Origin of the sequence: Rufibacter roseus, from assembly GCF_001647285.1 — a bacterium.
In the GTDB taxonomy this organism is placed as follows: domain Bacteria; phylum Bacteroidota; class Bacteroidia; order Cytophagales; family Hymenobacteraceae; genus Nibribacter; species Nibribacter roseus.
On sequence record NZ_LRML01000006.1, the window covers coordinates 90,250 to 110,403 of the forward strand.

Consider the following 20,154-nt stretch of genomic DNA (forward strand, 5'->3'; position numbering starts at 1 on the left):
AGCATGAACCTTAACCTTAAGTCAATGTGCGATTCAAAGCGCACGAAAATTGCCTCTTTTGACCAAAACGGAGTGGGCGAAGTAGGAAGTAATTTGTTTGGGCTTCCATTCACCGAAGAAGAATCAGAGGTAGTAGTTTTTCCTATTCCATGGGAAGTAACTGTGTCATATAATGCAGGTACTGCCGAAGGTCCGGCAGCTGTGTTAGATGCGTCTCCCCAATTAGATGTGTTTGATCCGGAGCTTCCGGATGTATGGCACTTGGGCATACACATGCCTGAAATTCCTGAGAATTGGGCCTCAGAAAGTAGACGGCTGCGCGAAAAGAGTGAGCACTACATCAAATGGTTAGAGTCTGGAGAGAATACAGGAATAGAACGGTTTAAGCTGACCATTGACGAAATAAACCGCAAAGGCGAGCAATTGCTGGATTGGTCAAAGACTGAAACAGGAGCTTTGCTGGACAAAGGGAAACTAGTAGGAGTGTTGGGTGGAGACCACAGTACCCCTCTGGGTTTCATGCACGCCCTAGCCGATAGAAACAGTGAATTTGGCATACTGCAGATAGACGCACATTCAGATTTGCGCAAGGCGTATGAAGGTTTTCCCTATTCGCATGCCTCTATCATGTACAATGCTTTAAAACTGCCACAGGTAAAAAAGCTAGTGCAGGTAGGCATCAGAGATCTATGCCAGGCCGAGGCGGAATTAGTGGATCAAAGCAACGGCAGAGTTACCACCTTCTACGACAGCAAAATAAAGGCTGCCATGTATGAAGGTACTTCATGGCGCAAGCAGTGTAAAAAGATCATAGCGCAATTACCACAAAAAGTATACATCAGCTTTGACATAGACGGATTAGATCCGAAACTATGTCCTGCTACTGGTACTCCGGTGCCAGGTGGTTTTGAATTTGAGGAAGCGGTATACCTGATCAAGGCCTTGGTGAAATCAGGTAGGGAAATTATTGGTTTTGACCTTTGTGAAGTAGCTCCTGGTGAAAGTGACTGGAACGGGAACGTAGGTGCCCGTCTTCTGTTCAAACTCTGTAACTGGATGGCCGTATCCCAAGGTAGACTTAAATCAGTAGATTAATTTAAACCTACAGTTGTATGGGCTTTATTCTAAAGATCATTTTAACAGGTATTGCCGCTTTATTCCTTGCTAATTTCTTCCCGGGCATTGTATTAGACGGAATAGTGAGCGGTATTTTACTGGCTGTGGTTTTAGCTTTGCTGAATGCTGTGGTGCGCCCTATACTGGTGTTTTTAACTATACCCGTTACCTTTCTAACCTTAGGGCTATTTCTGCTAGTTATCAATGCAATCATTCTTTACCTCGCCGACTTTATTTTAGGGGCTGCCTTTGAGGTGAACGGATTTTTAAATGCCATCATCTTCAGTTTGGTTTTAGCCATAGTAACGGCAATAATTGATGCAATCACTGATTGATTTATACCAGTGTTAGAGGAGAAAGCCCAGAATAAATTCTGGGCTTTTTTTGTGTGTCTGTGGTTAAAAAAGGCGTGAAAAACTTCTGTTTTTGCGGTATTTTTGTAAAAACAGCAGCAAAATGGGAATAAGGGAAGCTAGGGAGGTACTGAAACTGTATTTTGGGTATGATAAATTCAGACCCGGCCAGGAAGAAATTGTCACCAGCGTTTTAGAAAAACGCGACACAGTGGTGTTAATGCCTACCGGAGGTGGCAAGTCTATCTGCTATCAAGTGCCGGGGCTGGTGATGCCCGGTATTAGTGTGGTAGTATCTCCCTTGATAGCTCTCATGAAAGACCAGGTAGAGGCATTACTGAGCAATGGTGTGCAGGCGGCTTACCTAAATAGTTCACAGTCCTCAGCAGAGCAGCAGCGGGTAGAGCAGCAGTGCTATGACGGAAAACTGAAAATGCTGTATGTCTCACCAGAGAAGTTATTATCAGCGGGATTTTTCTCTTTTCTGAAGAGCCTGAAAATAAATCTTTTTGCTATTGATGAGGCTCACTGCATCTCTGCCTGGGGGCATGATTTCAGACCAGAATACCTGCAGCTCAAAAATCTGAAGCTGCAGTTTCCTGATGTACCGGTTATTGCCCTGACCGCCACCGCTGACCGATTAACCCAGCGCGATATTCTGACGCAGCTGTATCTGCAAGATCCAAAGGTATTTATTTCTTCTTTTGACAGACCTAATATTTACCTGCAGGTAAAGCCAGGGCAGAAAAGAATGGAGGCCATTCTTGATTTTCTGGAGGAACGGCCATTTCAGCCAGGCATCATTTACTGCCTTAGCCGAAAAGCTACGGAGACAATGGCGCGTAAGCTGCAGGAGAAAGGCTACAACGCAGATTATTACCATGCCGGCCTTTCGGCGCGAGACAGAGAGAAAGTGCAGGAGAAGTTCTTGCAAGACAACGTGATGATTATGTGTGCCACCATTGCTTTCGGGATGGGCATTGACAAATCTAACGTGCGCTGGGTCATTCATTACAACCTGCCTAAAAATCTGGAGAGCTATTACCAGGAGATTGGTCGCGGAGGTCGTGACGGAGCTCCGGCAGAGGCCTTGTTATTCCATAGTCTGGGAGATGTAATGACACTGCGCGATTTTATCACGCAAGGCGGAGAAAATAGCAAAGAGCAGGCTTTGTCGTTGGCCAAGCTGGACCGCATGCAGCAGTACGCGGAGAGTACCAGTTGCCGTCGTAAAACGCTCATGCATTATTTTGGGGAGGAATATCAGAAAGATTGCGGCAACTGTGACATCTGCGACAACCCGCCTACTTCATTCAACGGAACAGAGTTGGCGCAGAAGATATTGTCGGCAGTGGCACGTACAAAAGAAACAGTAGCTTCTGCTCAGGTAGTAGATATTTTAAGAGGTTCACGCAACCAGATGACTCTTAACAAGGGCTATGATAAACTAAAGACCTTTGGGGCAGGCCGTGATGTGCCGGCGCAGGAATGGCAAAGGTATATTCACCAACTCATTAACAAAGGGTTGCTTGATATTGCTTATGATGAGCATGGGGCGTTAAAACTCAACGCCAACAGCAAAGAAGTTCTTTTTGACGGGAAACAGGTGGAGCTGGTTAAATTTCAGCCTATTGATCCGAAGGAAGAGAAAGAAAAGCGCACCAAAGGTAAATCTAGAAGCGCCGTGGAGAATGCTTTGTTTGAGCATTTGCGCCAGTTAAGAAAAGAATTGGCAGCTGAAAGAAACATTCCGCCGTACGTGGTTTTCACTGACAATACCTTGCAGGAAATTGTAGAGATGCGGCCAACGAATAAACCTGCCTTTCTCTCTATTTCAGGGGTAGCCCAGGCAAAATATGAGCAGTACGGCGAAATTTTCATCAATGCCATTCTGGGCTTTCTTGCCCAGCAGGCCGATCAGCAACAGGCACGGTTGAAAGGCACAACCCATTTGGTTACGTATGAGCTGCTTAGACAGGGTAAAACGCTGGAAGAAATATCTGAACAGAGACAGGTGCAAATGACAACTATTTTTTCTCACTTGGCTACATTGTACCAGCAAGGCTATGACGTAGATCTGAAGCCATATCTTTCTGATTGGGAATATGAGCGGGTGCGGGAAGGTATCTTACAGACAAACCAAATCACCGCCATGAAACCCATATATGATTATTTGGAAGGGGAAATTGACTATGGTAAAATCAGATTGGCCATAGGAAGATACAACAGGGAGAAAGAAGCAGTAAACCGCTAAATGTAGTATTTAGCCTTTTAGGCCTTTTTTCTGAAAACCAAGTCTAAAACAAGAAAAGCCCGCTCAATTGAGCGGGCTTTTGTTTGAAAAATATAATATGGAATAAAATTATTTAAGAGCGATTGGGTCTGGCTTACCATCTGGATCACCAGTCACGTAGCCTTGGCTATTTACTCTTCCGCCGGTCAAAGCTAGAATACCAGCTACGTGAGGGGCAGCGTAAGAAGTTCCGTTACCAGTTGCATAGCTACCACCTTTCCAGGTAGTTCTAATGTTTGAACCTGGGGCGGCAAACTTCACAGACTGACCAAAGTTTGAAGACAAGCTAAAAGTACCAGTTTGCGTCATGTTAGAAACAACAAATACGTTAGGAGCTACCACACGGGCAGGAGAATCGTTTTTGCAGTCAATGTAGCTGTTACCAGATGCCACGGCAATGAATATACCACGGGCGGCAGTTTTCTTAACCAAGTCATCTAACAAAGTAGATCCATCAACGCGTAAGCTCATGTTTACTACGTCACCGGCTTTGCCATATTTGTACACGTGGTTCAAGGCAGAGTAGATACGGGTAAGAGTACCAGCACCGTTCGCGTCAAATACTCTCAGGGCAACAATGGTAGCATTGGCAGCAACACCAACTACACCTATGTTATTGTTTTTTGCACCTATGATACCGGCAACGCCTGTACCGTGTCCATACTCATCTTCAAAAGTAGTACCTGAGATGAATGATTTGCTACGGGTTACGTCTACGTTCAGGTCAGGGTGCTTTGAGTCTACACCAGAATCTATTACCCATACTGTTTTACCGGTACCGTCACCATAACCTACTCTGGCAACGCCCCAAGGAATAGTCTGGGTTGAAGTTGTGCTAGTTGTGGTGGTGGTAGTTGTGGAAGTAGAGGTATATGTATCTGTGGTAGTATTAGATTTTTTAGCGGGTTTACCTAATAATACAGCTTGCTCAGGCTCAATGTAAGCAACATCAGAATCCTGCTTCAGGCTTTCTACTTGCTCTGGCGTCAAATCGCCGGTGAATCCGTCGGCAAGTCCTTCAAAAACTTCTTTCACGCGTTCGCGGCCAATGTTATTCTGACCTAAAACACGCTCTCTGATAGCTTGGGCAGAGGCAGTTTCTCCGTTTTTGAATACAACAATATATTTACCGCTTACGGCTCTAGAAGTTGTAGTTGGATCAGTGGGGGTGGTGGGGGAGGTTGATTCTAAAAGTTCGTCTTTTTGGCAACCGGCCATTGTAAAAACGGAGGCTAGTGCAAAAAAAAGACACTGCTTTCTTAAACTTTCCTGATTTCATAGATTTACATTTTAATAGTTAAAGAAAAAGCATGAATAAAATACGAAGATGAATCTTTCGTTTATTCTGTCTCGTAACCCGCCCTTTTTATGTTTGGTTCAAATAACTGAATAAATAACTTAAATATTTTTTTATTGAACTCTGACGGAATATTTATATTTATCTTTCTATATAGCAGCATATAAATAATTCTATTTCTGTTAAATCTTGCCTTAAAGAAGATAAATGCATGTGAAATTATCAGCTATAGGTTCTCATTAATATTAAATGCCAAAATGTTTAGTTTTTTGCTAACGAATTAGTACTTTTATGGAGCAATACATTTAGCAAGAGAGTCTATGCTCAGCACAAATCTTAAATATTTAAGAAAGCAGTATAACCTGACCCAGGTACAGCTGGCAGAAAAGTTAGAGATCAAAAGATCTTTGATAGGTGCCTATGAAGAAGGTAGGGCAGAGCCTAAATTGGTCACGCTCATGAAAATGGCACAGGTTTTTCAGCTTTCCGTAGATGAGCTAATAAACCCGAATCTACCTAATAATCTTAAAGCCGGTAATAGCGCGAAAGCCTCAAACGTAAAAGTGCTTTCCATTACTGTAGATTCTCAGGACCGTGAAAACATTGAACTGGTGCCTTATAAAGCCAGTGCCGGTTATTTGAATGGATACGCAGATCCTGAATTTATGGAAGAACTTCCTAAGTTCCGTTTGCCCATGATTCAGGCTCCTGGTACCTACAGAGCGTTTGAGATCAAAGGTGATTCCATGTTGCCAATACCCTCTGGTACTGTTATAGTGGGTAGGTATGTGGAAAGATGGCAGGAAATTAAAGATGGTACACCTGCCATTGTGGTGAGCTTGCAAGAAGGGATTGTCTTCAAAAGAATTTACCAGCAAAAAAATCAACCCGCCCTTAGGTTGCACTCTGATAATCCGGCATACGAACCCTATGAAGTTAGCTTAGAAGATGTGGTAGAGCTTTGGGAAGCAAAAGCGTACATTAGCACCACTTTCCCTATGGCTGAAATCTCTCTGGACAAACTGACTTCTTTGGTGCTAGACTTACAGCAGCAAGTACACAAGTTAAAGTCAGACAAATAAGAAGCTGACTACGTTCTAGCTAATATTCCTGATCTTAAAAAGCCTGTTTTGGGTCTGTTTTTCGAAAAACAGGCTCAAAACAGGCTTTTCTTTTTATTGCTATATTTGAATATGATTATATCTGAACCTCCGGTACAGGTGCACGTATTTATACCTATCCATCAATTTCATGAACAATGCTCAAAATCATACCCGCCGCAGAAAGATACCATGCCTCTCACGGGTGGCTGAATTCTTACTTCCTGTTTTCTTTTGCTGAATATTATGACCAGAATAATGTACAACTAGGTCCGCTTAGGGTGTTCAACGATGACTATATACAAGGCAATAACGGTTTTCCGGAGCATCCCCATTCTGAGATGGAGGTGGTAACCATTGTGCTGGAGGGAGAAATCACCCACACCGATAGCCTTGGAAACCATACCACCATACATGCCGGAGAAGTACAACGTATGACCGCCGGTACGGGCATACGTCATTCAGAGCAGAATGAAACTGATAAAGAGGTGCACTTGTACCAACTTTGGTTTTTCCCTAATAAGAAAGAGCTTTCCCCAAGTTACGAGCAGAAAAAGATTGATTTTCTGAAAGAGAAAAATGAGCTGATTCCATTGGTAACGGGGCAGAAGGTATTGGAAGATGTAGTATACATCAATTCCAACTCTACCATTTACCATGCAAATCTGGAAGAGGGTAAAGGAATTGACTTCAATACGTTCCCTATCAGAAAAGCATTGCTATATGTAACTTCCGGCGAATTGTTTGTGAACGGAATGCAGGTGCATAAGAACGACCAGGTTCGCTCCTCAGACATTGATGCATTACGCATCAAAGCCTCAGTAGATAGCTCTTTTATTCTAATAGATGTACCAGGAGTTGAAGCGAATTACTAATGAATAGATATCGTCAACTCCACTTAATTTGATGAACTCAGAAACAGGAGGTATTTCCCTCCTGTTTTTTGTTTTCTAATGATCTATATCCATGATAGCTTGTTTACGGCTGTGAGTTCAGTCTTTTCTAAATGCTTAGAAAGAAGTAAAGAAGATCAATGAGCACTTTGAGAAAACATATTTTAATAGTTTTACTGCCGCTGCTCTTGTTGACGGCCAGAGAAAGTGCAGGTTACGGTGTTCTCACGCACCAGGCTATTATTGATGTGGCATGGGATAAATCCATTGTACCGGCTCTGCGGCAAAAGTTTCCGAAAGCTACCGAAGAAGAGCTGCTGACTGCCTATGCACACGCATACGGAGGAGCTATCATACAAGACATGGGCTACTTCCCGTTCGGGAATACATTCTTTACAGATTTAACCCACTATGTGAGAAGCGGAGATTTTATTGAGGCACTGATTACGGAATCAAAAACTCTTCATGAATATGCCTTTGCTCTTGGGGCGCTGGCCCATTACTACGCAGACAACTACGGCCACCCAATAGGAACCAATGTAGCAGTGCCCATGGTATATCCTGATTTAAAGGTTAAACACGGCGACACGATCACCTACGAGGAAAATCCTGCGGCGCACGTGAAAATGGAATTCGGATTTGATGTGTTACAGGTAGCCCGCGGAAACTATGCTTCAGATGCCTATAGAAACTTTATTGGTTTTGAGGTAAGTAAGGAAGTGCTGGAAAGAGCCTTTTTGAAAACCTATGGTCTGGAGCTGAAAAGCATTTTCGTAAGTTTAGAACTCGCTATTACTACCTTCAGGTACTCTGTCAGAAACCTGATACCTGACTTAACCAAAGCCGCCTGGAACTTAAAAGCAAAAGAAATTCAGTCTTCTCAGCCCAGTATGACCAGACGGAATTTTCATTACAGATTGAGGAGGGCCGAGTTTCATAAAACATGGGGACGCGAATATGAGCAACCTAATTTATTCCAGCGTATTTTAAGTTGGCTGCTCCGGATCTTACCCAAGATTGGGCCTAGTCAAACATTAGCCTTCAAGCCCCCAACACCAGAGGCGGAAAAAGTATTTATGGAAAGTTTCAATGAGACTTCTAAACGGTACAATGCAGCACTGAACAGAGTAGCACAAGGGAAGCAAACATTTGAAAATAAGGTTTTAGACACGGGTGAGCCCAGTGAACCAGATGCCTATACCAAAACAGATGAAACGTTTGCAGAGCTACTGGAAAAATTAGCTAAAAATGAATTCAAGCACCTGACTAAGCCACTAAAAGAAACTGTTCTACAGTATTATCAAGCCATGGCCAAACCAAAACCTACTGAAAAAGAAGAATTGGAAGAGTGGGGAAAAGTACAGGAAAACTTACAAAAGCTACAGCAAGCTACTGTCACCAATTGAAACTACTACCACTTCCTGCTGCTGAATAACTGTTTTTAACCTGTTTTTCAAAAACAAGTTAAAAACGGATACTATGCTTCGTCTACTTCACTTGCGGTAAAAGCCAACTCATCTGTAGGGTCAGGAGCTGCGGACTGTAGCCATTGTGTCTCCATAGTCTTACTGGTGCGGGCCCCCAATTTCTTGAGCAGCTCTACTTTTTTGATCAGGTTGCCGTTGCCTTCGCTAAGCTTGTTCATAGCAGCGGTATATTTCTGCTGGCTACGGTCCAGGTTCACGCCTATGTCTTTCAGATCTTCCAGAAAGTTGGCGAACTTGTCATAGAGCTTTCCGCTTTCCTCTGCTATGCGCAGCACGTTCCGCTTCTGGCTTTCCTGTTTCCAGACACTGGCCACCGTACGCAGGGTGGCCAAAAGGGTAGAGGTAGTCACAAACACGATGTTGCGGTCCAGTGCTTCCAGAAACAAATCACGATCCTGCTGCACCGCCAGATTAAACGCCGGTTCAATAGGTATATACATCAGCACAAAATCAGGGGAATGGATACCGTGCAGGTGCTGGTAATTCTTTCGGCTAAGATCTACAAAGTGCGTTCTGAGTGATTGAATGTGGCTCTTTAGGTGGAGGAGTTGCTGAGCCTCGTCATCACAGTTGCAATACGCATCATAGGCTACTAAACTTACTTTAGAGTCAATGATCAAATGCTTATTGTCAGGTAAGTCAATGATCACATCGGGGCGGAAGATCTTGGAATCATCGTGCTGCAAAACCTGCTCGCGCCGGTAGTGCACATCCTTCTCTAGGCCTGATTTCTCCAGTAGGTTTTCCAGCAAATATTCACCCCAGTTGCCCTGAGCTTTCTTTTCGCCCCGAAGTGCTTTGGTGAGGTTTAGCGCATCTTGGCTCATCTGTTGGTTCAGGCTGGCCATATACGTGATTTGTTCTTTAAGAGAGGTGGTGTCTTTCAGGGTCTTCTCGTACGTCAGTTCCACCTTGCTTTCAAATTCCTTTATCCGCTCTTTCAACGGCGACAACACTTGCTCCAGATTTTCGGCAGAGGCTTTCCGGAAATGTTCGGCATTGTTTACCAGCACCTGATTGCTTACCTGCGTGAACTGCTGCATAAATGTTTCGCGCAAGTGGGTCAGTTCAGAGCGTTCATCAGCAAGTTTCTGCTTGAGGTGGTAGATATCATTTTCGGCGCGGGTTACCTCTGCGTGCAGTTCCATTACCTTGCTGCTTTCTTTGCGGAGCAGGTCTTGCAGTTTTTGAACCTCTTGCTGCGCTACTTCCTGTTGTTTTATGGCAAAAGCTTTGTCCAGCTCATGTTGCTGTATGTTCTTTTGCACGGCAGCCAGCTTTGACTGTAGAAAAAAGTATGCCCCAAGGGCACCCACTAAAAAGCAAAGAACAGGCAGCAGAAGATCCATTAGAAACATATTAGTTGAGCGGAAACAACAGTTAAAGATACAGAAGAGTGCCCATTTCTAAAAATATTCGCAATGGTAATAGGGTTAGCAAAGAGGTTGGCTGTCTTATAAAGAGAGAACAATGACAGGTCTCAAAGAATTGCTAAAACTTGTTGGTTACTTTTTAACTTTCTCAGTATTAATAGTAGCTACTGTTTATTGATTTTAAACCTGAATAAGCGGGTGCAAAAAGTAGAGCAAAACCTGCTTGTTGCTGCTAAAATGAATCTAACTGTTCAGGGAAAAAAATTAACAAAATTCTTTTACTGATTAATGGATGAAACAGCAACTTTTAGCGTTACCTGCGTAAGCTGAAACAGCAGCAGCCTAAGAGAAGCTTTTAAGATAATGGACGTGTTTTTACGGGTAAATTTAAGTGTGATTAAGTTTTTGCGGCGGAAGCTATGGGAGCCCCTCATGGCCTTGGCGAAGCAGGGCTTTACTCCGCACCAGTTGGCCCTGACCATCACGTTAGGCATGGGCTTCGGCATGATTCCTTTTTTTGGAGGAACTACATTGCTCTGTACCTTCTGGGCTTTACGGCTTCGCCTGAATGTGGCGTTTACAATATTGTTGGGTTACCTGATGCAGCCTTTCCAGTTGGCTTTGTATGTACCTTTCGTTGAACTTGGACAAACACTATTTCCGGTCACGCCTATTCCTTTTTCACTGGAGAAACTAAGTCTAATGTTTAAAGCAGATTGGCTTGCCGCCTTGCAGCAGGTTTGGTTTGCTAATTTGCTCGGTATAATAGCATGGTTTATGTGCTTTATTCCTTTCGGGCTGGCTGTGTATTTCTCTAGCAGAAAAGTATTGCACCGGGTATTGCCCCTGCAGCAGGAAGCCTAGTGTTTTTGACCTCCTTTTCTGAGAAGAAGTAAAAAACAGCAAAGACTGTATTTCCCTAGGTCTTTCAACTCATGCCACATGAAGCGCCTGTCTTAAAGTGTGCCGTTACCCTAACAAAACTTTAATTATTTCTTAAGAACCAGTCAATTTGTAGTGCGTAGGTTTTAAAGCCGTGTTGGTGCTCTAACAAGTGTTCACATGGGCAGTATAACTTAATGCACTCACCCCATGACATCAGTTCCTCAGGAAAAAGTACTTGATAATTCAGTTAAACTACTGGCAGAAGGTTTTCCATTCATCAACCATCGTGTCAGTCGGTTTCAATCTAATATCTTCTTAACAAGACTGCTTTTACAGAACGTGGTGTGCCTACACGGACCGGAGGCGGCTAAAGTGTTTTATGATCCGGATAGGTTCGTCCGCAAAGGTGCTGTTCCTAAGTGGGTTCAAAAAACGCTGCTGGGGGAGAACGCCATCATCACCATGGATGGCGATGCCCATGGTCACCGAAAGAGCATGTTCATGTCTTTTATGTCTCCTGATGGGCTACACACCTTTAACCGCCTTCTGCAAAAACATTGGAAAGCCTTTATTCATAAGTGGGAAAAGCAGGAGGAGGTAGTGCTGTTTGAAGAAGCGCAGGAACTGTTCTGCCGCGTGGCCTGCGAGTGGGTGGGAATACCGCTGCGGGAAGAGGAAGCTAGGTTGCGGGCCCAGGATTGCGCCGCTATGGTAGACGCTTTTGGGGCGGTGGGGTTACGGCACTTCAGGGGCAGACGCGCCCGTAGCCGCACAGAGAACTGGATCAAAAACCTGGTGGCACAAATTAGAAAAGGTGAGTTAACCGTAGAGGAAGGGAAGCCGGCACAGGCCATTGCTTTTCATCAGGATCTGGAAGGTAACCTTTTGGATGATGTGATGGCTGCCCGTGAAATAATAAATCTGATCAGGCCTACTGTGGCCATTGCTTATTATGTTGCCTTTGGAGCCTTGGCTTTACATGAGCACCCGGTGGCCCGGCAGAAAATAGCCGATGGAGAGGAGGGCTATGCAGAGTTGTTTGTGCAGGAGGTAAGACGTTATTTCCCGTTTGCGCCTTTTGTGGGAGCCAGGGTGAAGGAAGATTTCAGCTGGGGAGGCCACTGGTTTACCAAAGGCACATTGGTCTTATTAGATGTGTATGGCACCTTGCACGACCCAAAGCTGTGGGAGCACCCGGAGGAGTTTTACCCGTACCGCTTCAAGAATTGGCAGGGGAGTGCGTTTGATCTCATTCCGCAGGGTGGCGGGAACCATACGACCGGACACCGTTGCGCAGGCGAATGGATTACCATAGAAGCCATGAAAGTAAGCATGATCTTTATGGCTAAATTTATGGAGTACGAGGTGCCAGAGCAAAACCTGAGCTATAGTCTGCGCCGAATGCCAACGTACCCCAAAAGCAAATTCATCATCAGAAATGTTTCTTCAACTAACATAAACGACGAAGCCAGCTTAAGCAGCTTATCGCAGTGCCCGTTCCTGAGGCATTAAACTTTAATGGTTTCGCGGACAAAACATGATGAACTATTTTCTAAAACATCTATATTTGCTGGTAAATTATTGCTATTCAAGACTGTACCTACATCTATTTCTTTAAAATTTGCTACCAATCATATGAAAGTATTTCTTCTTTTGGCCTTTGGCCTTCTTCTGCACACAGCCTCTTTCGCGCAAAAAGACATTCCATCCGCGAAGGCAGGGGTTACCTACGGTAAAAAAGTAACTGCCAAGAAAGCGATCAAAATGCCGGAGCTAGACCAGAAATTAGCTACCGACTCTGTTTTCACTGGCAAGGTAGAGGGCACCGTGGTAGAGGTCTGCAAAAAGAAAGGTTGCTTTATGAAAGTGGCCCGCACCAACGGCGAACCCATCATGGTGAAGTTCACCGACTACGCCTTCTTCATGCCGCAAGACATTGTAGGGAAGACGGTGGTGTTAGAAGGTGTGGCCAAAGTAAAGGAAACCTCAGTGGAGCGTCTGAAGCACTTCGCGGAAGATGCAGGCAAGAGCAAAGAAGAAATTGCCGCTATCACGGAGCCTAAAAAAGACATTGAGATTGTAGCGGATGGGGTTCTGGTAGTGAAATAACTTCCGCTGATTTTTTATAGAAAAGCTCTTCTTTTACCTGAAATGGTAGGAGAAGAGCTTTTCTGTTTTGGAGCTGTTTTTGTCAAAGAAGGCCAAAACAAGATTTCTTTGGTATTGTCATCCTGTGCTTAGCCGAAGGATCTAACGAGAAAGTGCTTAATTAAAATACGTAGTTTGCTGGTCCCTTGGCTTTAAACTACCCTGAGGCGAATGCCACATACTACACTTCTGATACTCCCCCTTTGAAGGGGGCGAAGGGGGGATGTTTACACCTGCCGGTCCACGCATTCCTAATCTTACCCTTTTGCGGTCGTCCCGAGCATCGCCGAGGGATCTAACGAAGACTTTTGCACCCACCACCGCTTTACCCTTCGCCGTTGTTGTGTGTTCTCACCAACAACTCCAGTGCTGTTGCCCCCCCACAACCGCTTCTCCTTAATCTTTAGCTGCGTCTCTTTCTGCAGAGGTTTGTTACTTTTCTCCTTGATGAGAAAAGTAACCAAAAGAATCAAGAAGCCCTTAAACTCGCTGCCGCTCAAACAGTAAGGGCTTCAAATAATTTACCACCTGGCCAATGTGCGCTGTTTCATTGTTTCGGCGGATACTGCTATATTGAACCTGTACCTCGTGCGTCCGCTAAGCGCCTCGGCGCCTTCGGCTTCTGCGTTGCCCGCTCCCGCAGGAAACGCTAAGGAGGGTGGTACCTACTTATTTGATTTTTGAGACTCAGGACTCAAGACTCAGAACTCAGGACTACCCAAGACCTGCTAGTGTCTGTGCCAATACCTTACGCCATCCATCAGCACCTAATCAACCCCTTGCGCAAATGGTTTTGTACGGGCAGTATTGGCACGTCTCCAAATCATTGGTCTTTCTAATCGGCTCCTCTGTATCTAGCATCCGCAGCACCAGCTCCCTTAACAATCGTTCTGAAGTCTCCACGAAATCAGCGGGGGCACCGGCGGCGTCTACAAAGGGCAACTCTGAAGTCAACACGCCAGCGCCCAAGTTTCTGAAGGAGATGATGCCCGCTTCAAAGTCATAGTGGCTTTTGGGCAGGTTCAGGACTTTGCTCTCCAATAAGCTGCCTTTATGGATTTCCTTGGCCAGGATGTAGCGGTAAAGCCAGAGCTGGCGGACTTTGTCCAGGTGGCGGTCGTGGAGGAGGGTGGTTTCCAGTTCCTCGGGGTTCACCTTGAGGTTGCGGGCTTCCACTTTGCCGGTTTTGTAGTCAATCACGCGCAGGGTAGTGCCGCTCAGGTCAATTCTATCGGCTTTGCCGGCAATGCGGGCGGTAATTTTTTCGCCCGAGGGCAGGGTGACGTCTAAATCGGTGAGCAGGGTTTCTTCCAGTTGCAGAATATAGAGCGGCAGTTCCTCTGACTCCAGAAGCCCCTGCAGGTAGCGGGTGAGCAGCTGCACGGCCACTTTGTAGAGGATGAGGTTCATACCCTGCTCGGGCAGGTTGCCCAGGGTGCCGCGCTTGAATTCCTGCTGCACTTTGGTCTCCAACCCCGCCAGCATGCGCTCCACATCGGCCCGCTCTATGGGGTTTCCTTCTTCGGCATAAGGCTTGAAATAGTCTTCCAGCACCTGGTGCACGATAGTCCCGAAGGTGTCGGCACCGATGGCTTCGTCTATCTCGTCTACTTCTTCCAGCTTGGCGATGCGGCTGAAATAGTATTGCAGGGAGCAGTTCACAAACTGGTTCAGGTGCGAAGGATACAGACCACGCCTCAGCTGTTCCTTCAGCTTGAACAGCACTTCTTCGTCTTTCTGGATGATGATATCGGGCTCGTATTCCTTCGTGTCCAGCTGCTCTACCACGGCGGTGAGTTCCCTAAATTTAATATTGGGGTTGCGCAGGGCCAGGTCATGCTGCAGTTGCAGGATAAACCTGCTCCTTTCTCCGGAGCCGTAGGTGTCTGAGGGCAGCACGTAGAGCAGGTTCACCCGTTTGGCGCGCTGCAGCAGGCGGTAGAAATAATAGGAGGTGATGCTTTCCTGCTCGGCGTAGGTGGGCAGCCCGAAGGTGCGCAGCACATCATACGGAAATAGGGAGGTCTGTTTCTTGGGCTGGGGCAGCACATTTTCGTTTACGCTCAGAATGATGAGGTTCTCAAAGTCCAGGGCGCGGGTTTCCAGCATCCCCATGACCTGCGTGGGCGAGATGGGTTCGCCGCTGAACGGAAGCTTGGTGTTGCCAATCTGCTCGTAGAGGAACTTCTTGAAACTGCGCACCGAAATCTTGTGCTCGCGGCAGTCAAAGAGCGTGTCCAGCCGCTTCACGATGGTGTAGAGAATGTAGAGGTACTCGGTTTCAATGGGGTTCTCCGATTCTACGCGGTAAATGCGGCCCAGGGCATCTACCAGTTGGTAGAGCGTGTCAATAAGGTCGGTGCAGTCGTTCCAGGTTCTGAAGAGGGTGATGAACATGGGGTGCTCGCGGCCCAGCTTGATAAGTTCCTCGGCGGTGAGCAAAACGCTGTTGCGGGCCACCATCTCGTCCAGTACGTGCTGGAACAGGTCTAAATCAGCTTCGCGCTCGGCCAGGCTGTTGAGGTACTGCTCATAGCGACGCAGGAACGGGTGCTGCAGCAGCTTGGTGACGGCCAGGTGGTGGTAGCGGTTGATTTTGTAACCCGTATCAGTTGGCTGTACCACGCCTGTGAGGTGCACCTCAAAGAGCAGGTCGATGAGGTTGAACAGGGGCGTTCCCTTGAACGACAAGCCCATTGTGACGTTGTAATCGGTGACTTCGTCTGAGATGGAGTGCAGCACGGGCAGGAGCAGGGTCTCATCGGGCAAAATGATGGCGATTTCGGCGGCGGGGTCCTGCTGGCGGATTTCGCGCAGGAGCTGCCCCGCAATCTTGCCCTGCATGCTGGCGTTGGCCACCCCAATGGCGTTAATTTCCTTGGTATCTGAGAGCAGGAGGTTCTGTTGCCAGTTCCACTCAGGTAGCGGCCATTTGGCTTTGTAGCGCTTGAGGAAATGCCCCGCCCGCTTATCGGCGTCGGGGGCCATGTAGTAGTCATCTGAGTCAAAGAAGACGTCGGCTTTGCCAGCTTCCAGCAGGGTCTGGATGATTTTCTGCTCGGCGCGGCTCAGGGCGTTCAACCCCACGAACAGGTAACGGTAAGGGCCCTGCTCGCTCTTGGCAATGTCTTTGATGCGGTTGGCCACCATTCTGAAGGCCATGCCCGTATAGGCCTGCTTGTTTTTCTGCAGGTGCGCCTGCAGGGCATGGTAGGTCTGCTCCAGGTTGGCCCAAAGCTGGAAATACTGCTTCACGTTGGGGGTGGGGGCGCTGCTACCGGGTTTGCCCGGGTCCCACCGCTCCAGGGCCTTGGCCTCGCTCACGTACTCAAATACCTTGTGCGCGTCTACCAGTTCCATGTCCAGGCGGGAGAAATCTTCCAGCAGGGTGGCGCTCCAGCCCACAAACTGGTCGAAGTCCAGCTTGGGGTCTACCCGCAGCAGGAGGTCATAGAGGTCTAGCTGCAGGTGCAGCGGCTCCAGCACCTCTACGTTGGCCATGTTGCAGACAAAGTCTTCCATGGAGTAAATCTGCGGCGACCAGATACCCGTGGGCGCGGCCTGCGCCAGGGCATTCTTGAAATACAGCGTAGCCCGACGGGTGGGCAGCACAATGCACAGGTCGCTGAGGCGGTCTGCGTAGGTCTGGTAAATATGCTCGGCGGTCTGCCGCAGGAACGAGTACATGTGGGTGTAGTATCTTATGGTCTGGCGCGGAAAGTAAAGATACTACGTTTTTGGGCTAGTTTTAGGAAAAGAGGGGGAAAACAGGCAACGGTTCTTATAAAAAAGTGCCAATTTTTAAAGAGCGTCACTATCCTCGGGTGGCTCGCCAGCATGACAATAATTTACAATTAAATTCCATGCGGGTTTTATAGCTCTGCACTCAATTTATATTCTGAAGGCAGGCATTTTTAATATAAATTGTTATAATCCGTTAATTTTTATTTCTTAGAAGGTCAAGTCTGATTCTCTGCTTATCGATAAAAACTTTGGACACATATACATCTAGACCTTGACCGATAACCAAATTTTGGTGAAAATTTTTATATTCGTATCCTGCCTTTTCTAATGAATCTTTAGGAACAATTCCTATATAATTGTTAGGTAACTGAACCTGAATGAAGTTTGGTGTTATACCAGAAATTTTTGCATTAAACTCCATACCTACCTTCAAGCTAGAATGTATTGAAGGCCATGGATTATTGTCAAGTTGTCTAATACTGCAAAAAATTCGTTGAAGAGCGTCCTCTTTTTGAACGACTTTTACTTTTTGAGTTGTTCCAATTAAGCTTTGGAATTGAATATCTGTTAGGAAAAACCATGAAGTTTCTTCATTTAAAATATAAACTTCAAGTTTGTTATTATAAACACAATTTAACTTTAAATTATCCTTTGACTTAATAAAGACATCAATCACATCTTTTTCTTTAGGAAGTTCAATTAAATGCCAAGGATTTTCGTCCTCGCTTTTTAGAGTCAAATACAGTAAGCTTAAAGATTTGTCAATTTTTGTGATTACAAAATCATATTCTTGGCCAATAGATAAAACTTCATTGCAATTATCGATTTGAATCCAAGAACATTCTTGTTTTGTTATATAAGAATTTATTCCAAGAACATTAACTAAACATTCATTTTGAGAAATATCTTCAACAATACCTTTTACCTTTGAACCTTCTTTAAGATTCAAATAATTTAATTTATCTTCAAACGTTTCATCATTAAAAATATCATTTCTTGAAAGCACGGAGATTCGCAAATTACTTTCACCGCTACTAAAATCATTTTGATAAGTTGTTTTAACATGCTTTTTAATAATGACTCTTTCGTACCCATCCAATGCACTTAAAAGTCTATCAAAAAAATGAAATGCAGGGGGAAAAGAAATAATATATATACTTTCACTTCCTTTATCAAGATTTATTTTCAACCTTCTTAGATATGGCTTTAGTCCTTCCTTATCTGCTCTATGTGCTTTAGCTAACAAAATTGTACTTACTTTGAAAGGTGGAACTAGATAAAGTAGTTGTATTTCAGTACCTCTTTCTCGGTTAATGATTGTTAATAGATACTCCAAAAAAGACATTACTTGGTCAGAATAATCTTGATTATCATTATTTGCGAAAAGAGCCTCACTAAGGCTTTCTAATTCATTTAAAAAAATTGGCATAAGGAATCCATGTCGATCTAAATTTTGTAATTTTATTATTAATTCATTGATTTTTATATCTACTTCTGTTTGTGGGTCTAAAAAATATCTTTTGAAAGTCATTCGGCCATGATTACCTAGCTTTTCTGATAATTTTTTCAGGACAACCAAATCAATTGAATTATTACAAGTTGAATTAATGTTTTTTCTGATCAGTGGACATAATACATGAGGAAGTGCTGTATGCACTGCAGATAATATATTTTTAGTTTGGTCATCATCTTCCTTTAATCTAAGTATTAATGTTCCATTCTCTGATAATATTGGATCATTGGGTTCTTGTACCCATTTTACCTTGATGTCATATCTATCCGCATGGCTTAGTTGTGAGAAAATACTGGATTTTAAAAACTCATTAGCTTGAGACGAAACTTTAGAAGAAATATATTCTTAAGAAAACCATTTAAACAATTTATAGAACGGCTCAATTATTACGACCCTTAATTTTACCGCCCTATCAGGATCTTGCACAATTAAAAATAAGGCTATTAATAGACAGGCAGGTATTAACCCAAATTTTAGAAATAATTCTACAATCTTATCCATATTTATTTTGAAGATTTATCAATACATTCTGGTTCATCACAAAAGATAATTATATTTTGATTTAAGACTTTTAATCCATATAAATTATCAAAGGTTATTTGCTTTGAGCAGCTATGACAATTGGCTTTGCCATCGTCAATTAAATTGCTTAGACCAAATTTATCTAATACTTTTCTTAAGTCTTTATCATGAATGGCAGGTAATTGGATTTTCTGTTTCATATATTCTTAGCTGTTGTCTCTAATGTGCCATAACTAGATACTAAAGTAGTTATTACGTTAATACTACCAAAACCGGATGGTAAACTCAACTGCACTACCGAATATACTATATAGTAATAACTATATTAGAAACAATTTGTAAAATATTAATAAATTATTTCCTACCCCTCCAACCCCCTAAGCACCCTACAAGGATTCCCCGCAGCAAACACATCTGAGGGAATGTCTTTGGTGACCACGCTGCCGGCGCCAATCACGGTTCGGTCGCCAATGGTCACGCCAGGGCAGATAATTGCGCCACCGCCAATCCAGACGTCTTCGCCAATGGTGATGGGTTTGGCAAACTCCAGTCCGCTGGCCCGTTCCTGGTGATTCATAGGGTGGGTGGCGGTGTAGAGTTGCACGTTGGGGCCAAACAGGGTGCGGCTGCCCACGGTCACGGGCATCACGTCCAGCACCACGCAGTTGAAGTTGAAGAACACCTTTTCGCCCAGGGTGAGGTTGTAGCCGTAGTCACAGTAGAAGGGTGGCTGAATCCAGAGGCCGTCAGCGGCGTGGGGGAGGAGCTGCCGCAGGAGGCGCTGGCGTTCCTCGGGTTGGTCTTCGCGGCTTTCGTTCAGGGCCTTGAGCAAGAGGCGCGCCTGCGTACGTTCTTCGGTCAGCAGCGGGTCCAGAGCGTTGTAGAGCTCGCCCGCGAGCATTTTCTCTTTTTCGGTTTTCATAGGGGAGGTGTTTTTCTGGGAAAAGCGGCGTGCTTTCCTTCCCCTAAAGATATTCCGTTTTCGGCCTGTTTTCAGAAAAAGAGGCTAAAAACAGCAGCGGGAAATGATTTTGGGAGTGGAAGGGAAAGCGCTATTTGTATGCTTACCTGGTTCGCCCACAAGGTCCTTTCAGGATGACAAAAGGTGGGGAAGACAAAAAGAAGCCCCGTATAGCGTGTGTACCTGCGGGTACTACCGCTACACGGGGAAAGGCTACTTATTTTGAGAGAACTGAATGTCTTTGTTATTCCGTCTTCCCTTTAAACGTGGCATAAATGGCCATGGCATGCCCGTGCCCCAACCCGAAGTCTTCTTTCAACCAATTGGTGATTTCTGTGGCTTTGGTGGCGGGGTTCAGGTTCCCTTCCAGGAGGAAGCCTTTTGCCTCGGCTAGCTTTTTGAAGTCTGCGGGCGTCTTGCCGGTTTTGGCTTCAATGTTGTCTATATACGCTTGAAAGGACATGATTTT

Annotated in this window: 17 protein-coding genes; 10 read left to right on the forward strand and 7 right to left on the reverse strand. The window is 45.0% G+C overall.

The features are described from left to right. Positions 1–3 precede the first annotated feature (3 nt). The 3 genes from A8O23_RS10430 to recQ all read left to right on the forward strand — a co-directional run bounded on the left by A8O23_RS10430 (position 4) and on the right by recQ (position 3,723). Positions 4–1,095 (forward strand): agmatinase family protein, encoded by a 1,092-nt coding sequence (locus A8O23_RS10430; RefSeq protein ID WP_082882995.1) that lies wholly within the window; start codon positions 4–6, stop codon positions 1,093–1,095. A 17-nt stretch (positions 1,096–1,112) separates the two neighbouring features. After that, the gene (locus A8O23_RS10435; protein WP_066620671.1) at positions 1,113–1,451 is read left to right on the forward strand and encodes a phage holin family protein; all 339 of its coding nucleotides are present in this window, start codon (positions 1,113–1,115) and stop codon (positions 1,449–1,451) included. A 121-nt stretch (positions 1,452–1,572) separates the two neighbouring features. Continuing rightward, the gene (gene recQ / locus A8O23_RS10440) at positions 1,573–3,723 is read left to right on the forward strand and encodes a DNA helicase RecQ (protein ID WP_066620675.1); all 2,151 of its coding nucleotides are present in this window, start codon (positions 1,573–1,575) and stop codon (positions 3,721–3,723) included. Between the two features lie 108 nt (positions 3,724–3,831). On the opposite strand, the gene A8O23_RS10445 is transcribed toward recQ, so the two are convergent. Further along, positions 3,832–4,980, reverse strand: coding sequence for a S8 family peptidase (locus A8O23_RS10445; protein ID WP_074988355.1), 1,149 nt, complete (start codon positions 4,978–4,980; stop codon positions 3,832–3,834). Positions 4,981–5,379: 399 nt separating this feature from the next. On the opposite strand from A8O23_RS10445, the gene A8O23_RS10450 reads away from it, so the two are divergent. From A8O23_RS10450 to A8O23_RS10460, 3 genes are all read left to right on the forward strand, one after another. Beyond that, the gene (locus A8O23_RS10450) at positions 5,380–6,141 is read left to right on the forward strand and encodes an XRE family transcriptional regulator (RefSeq protein ID WP_066620677.1); all 762 of its coding nucleotides are present in this window, start codon (positions 5,380–5,382) and stop codon (positions 6,139–6,141) included. 176 nt (positions 6,142–6,317) lie between these two features. Continuing rightward, on the forward strand, positions 6,318–7,034 hold the full coding sequence (locus A8O23_RS10455) for a pirin family protein (RefSeq protein WP_066620679.1): 717 nt from the start codon (positions 6,318–6,320) through the stop codon (positions 7,032–7,034). A 158-nt stretch (positions 7,035–7,192) separates the two neighbouring features. Next, positions 7,193–8,458 carry a zinc dependent phospholipase C family protein gene (locus A8O23_RS10460; protein WP_066620681.1) on the forward strand — a complete coding sequence of 422 codons (1,266 nt, stop codon included), beginning with the start codon at positions 7,193–7,195 and terminating at the stop codon, positions 8,456–8,458. Positions 8,459–8,529: 71 nt separating this feature from the next. Here A8O23_RS10460 and A8O23_RS10465 read toward each other — a convergent pair whose 3' ends face one another. Further along, a complete protein-coding gene (locus tag A8O23_RS10465; RefSeq protein WP_066620683.1) occupies positions 8,530–9,888 on the reverse strand; it encodes a DNA recombination protein RmuC in 1,359 nt (452 codons plus the stop codon). A gap of 387 nt (positions 9,889–10,275) precedes the next feature. On the opposite strand from A8O23_RS10465, the gene A8O23_RS10470 reads away from it, so the two are divergent. From A8O23_RS10470 to A8O23_RS21575, 4 genes are all read left to right on the forward strand, one after another. Beyond that, positions 10,276–10,776 carry a DUF2062 domain-containing protein gene (locus A8O23_RS10470; RefSeq protein ID WP_066620685.1) on the forward strand — a complete coding sequence of 167 codons (501 nt, stop codon included), beginning with the start codon at positions 10,276–10,278 and terminating at the stop codon, positions 10,774–10,776. Positions 10,777–11,004: 228 nt separating this feature from the next. Then, entirely contained in the window at positions 11,005–12,309 is a 1,305-nt protein-coding gene (locus A8O23_RS10475; protein ID WP_066620687.1) for a cytochrome P450, read from the forward strand. A 123-nt stretch (positions 12,310–12,432) separates the two neighbouring features. Further along, positions 12,433–12,906: a DUF4920 domain-containing protein gene (locus A8O23_RS10480; RefSeq protein WP_066620690.1), complete on the forward strand. Its 474-nt coding sequence runs from the start codon at positions 12,433–12,435 to the stop codon at positions 12,904–12,906. A gap of 576 nt (positions 12,907–13,482) precedes the next feature. Further along, positions 13,483–13,629, forward strand: a complete 147-nt coding sequence (locus A8O23_RS21575) for a hypothetical protein (protein WP_161486721.1) — start codon at positions 13,483–13,485, stop codon at positions 13,627–13,629. 87 nt (positions 13,630–13,716) lie between these two features. Here the strand turns inward: A8O23_RS21575 and A8O23_RS10490 are convergent, their stop codons facing one another. From A8O23_RS10490 to A8O23_RS10510, 5 genes are all read right to left on the reverse strand, one after another. Beyond that, positions 13,717–16,632, reverse strand: a complete 2,916-nt coding sequence (locus A8O23_RS10490; protein WP_066620694.1) for a PD-(D/E)XK nuclease family protein — start codon at positions 16,630–16,632, stop codon at positions 13,717–13,719. Between the two features lie 250 nt (positions 16,633–16,882). Then, complete coding sequence (locus A8O23_RS10495; protein WP_153042159.1) at positions 16,883–18,346, reverse strand: S1 RNA-binding domain-containing protein; 1,464 nt, start codon at positions 18,344–18,346, stop codon at positions 16,883–16,885. A 359-nt stretch (positions 18,347–18,705) separates the two neighbouring features. Further along, positions 18,706–18,924, reverse strand: coding sequence for a hypothetical protein (locus A8O23_RS10500; protein WP_066620700.1), 219 nt, complete (start codon positions 18,922–18,924; stop codon positions 18,706–18,708). Between the two features lie 161 nt (positions 18,925–19,085). After that, complete coding sequence (locus tag A8O23_RS10505; RefSeq protein ID WP_066620706.1) at positions 19,086–19,646, reverse strand: sugar O-acetyltransferase; 561 nt, start codon at positions 19,644–19,646, stop codon at positions 19,086–19,088. Between the two features lie 283 nt (positions 19,647–19,929). Further along, complete coding sequence (locus tag A8O23_RS10510; protein ID WP_066620710.1) at positions 19,930–20,148, reverse strand: DUF4287 domain-containing protein; 219 nt, start codon at positions 20,146–20,148, stop codon at positions 19,930–19,932. Positions 20,149–20,154: the final 6 nt, after the last annotated feature.

Coding starts and splice junctions, on each gene's coding strand:
- A8O23_RS10430 (WP_082882995.1), top strand. CDS start 4: ATGAACCTTAACCTTAAGTCAATGTGCGATTCAAAGCGCACGAAAATT.
- A8O23_RS10435 (WP_066620671.1), top strand. CDS start 1,113: ATGGGCTTTATTCTAAAGATCATTTTAACAGGTATTGCCGCTTTATTC.
- recQ (WP_066620675.1), top strand. CDS start 1,573: ATGGGAATAAGGGAAGCTAGGGAGGTACTGAAACTGTATTTTGGGTAT.
- A8O23_RS10445 (WP_074988355.1), bottom strand. CDS start 4,980: ATGGCCGGTTGCCAAAAAGACGAACTTTTAGAATCAACCTCCCCCACC.
- A8O23_RS10450 (WP_066620677.1), top strand. CDS start 5,380: ATGCTCAGCACAAATCTTAAATATTTAAGAAAGCAGTATAACCTGACC.
- A8O23_RS10455 (WP_066620679.1), top strand. CDS start 6,318: ATGCTCAAAATCATACCCGCCGCAGAAAGATACCATGCCTCTCACGGG.
- A8O23_RS10460 (WP_066620681.1), top strand. CDS start 7,193: ATGAGCACTTTGAGAAAACATATTTTAATAGTTTTACTGCCGCTGCTC.
- A8O23_RS10465 (WP_066620683.1), bottom strand. CDS start 9,888: ATGGATCTTCTGCTGCCTGTTCTTTGCTTTTTAGTGGGTGCCCTTGGG.
- A8O23_RS10470 (WP_066620685.1), top strand. CDS start 10,276: ATGGACGTGTTTTTACGGGTAAATTTAAGTGTGATTAAGTTTTTGCGG.
- A8O23_RS10475 (WP_066620687.1), top strand. CDS start 11,005: ATGACATCAGTTCCTCAGGAAAAAGTACTTGATAATTCAGTTAAACTA.
- A8O23_RS10480 (WP_066620690.1), top strand. CDS start 12,433: ATGAAAGTATTTCTTCTTTTGGCCTTTGGCCTTCTTCTGCACACAGCC.
- A8O23_RS10490 (WP_066620694.1), bottom strand. CDS start 16,632: ATGTACTCGTTCCTGCGGCAGACCGCCGAGCATATTTACCAGACCTAC.
- A8O23_RS10500 (WP_066620700.1), bottom strand. CDS start 18,924: ATGAAACAGAAAATCCAATTACCTGCCATTCATGATAAAGACTTAAGA.
- A8O23_RS10505 (WP_066620706.1), bottom strand. CDS start 19,646: ATGAAAACCGAAAAAGAGAAAATGCTCGCGGGCGAGCTCTACAACGCT.
- A8O23_RS10510 (WP_066620710.1), bottom strand. CDS start 20,148: ATGTCCTTTCAAGCGTATATAGACAACATTGAAGCCAAAACCGGCAAG.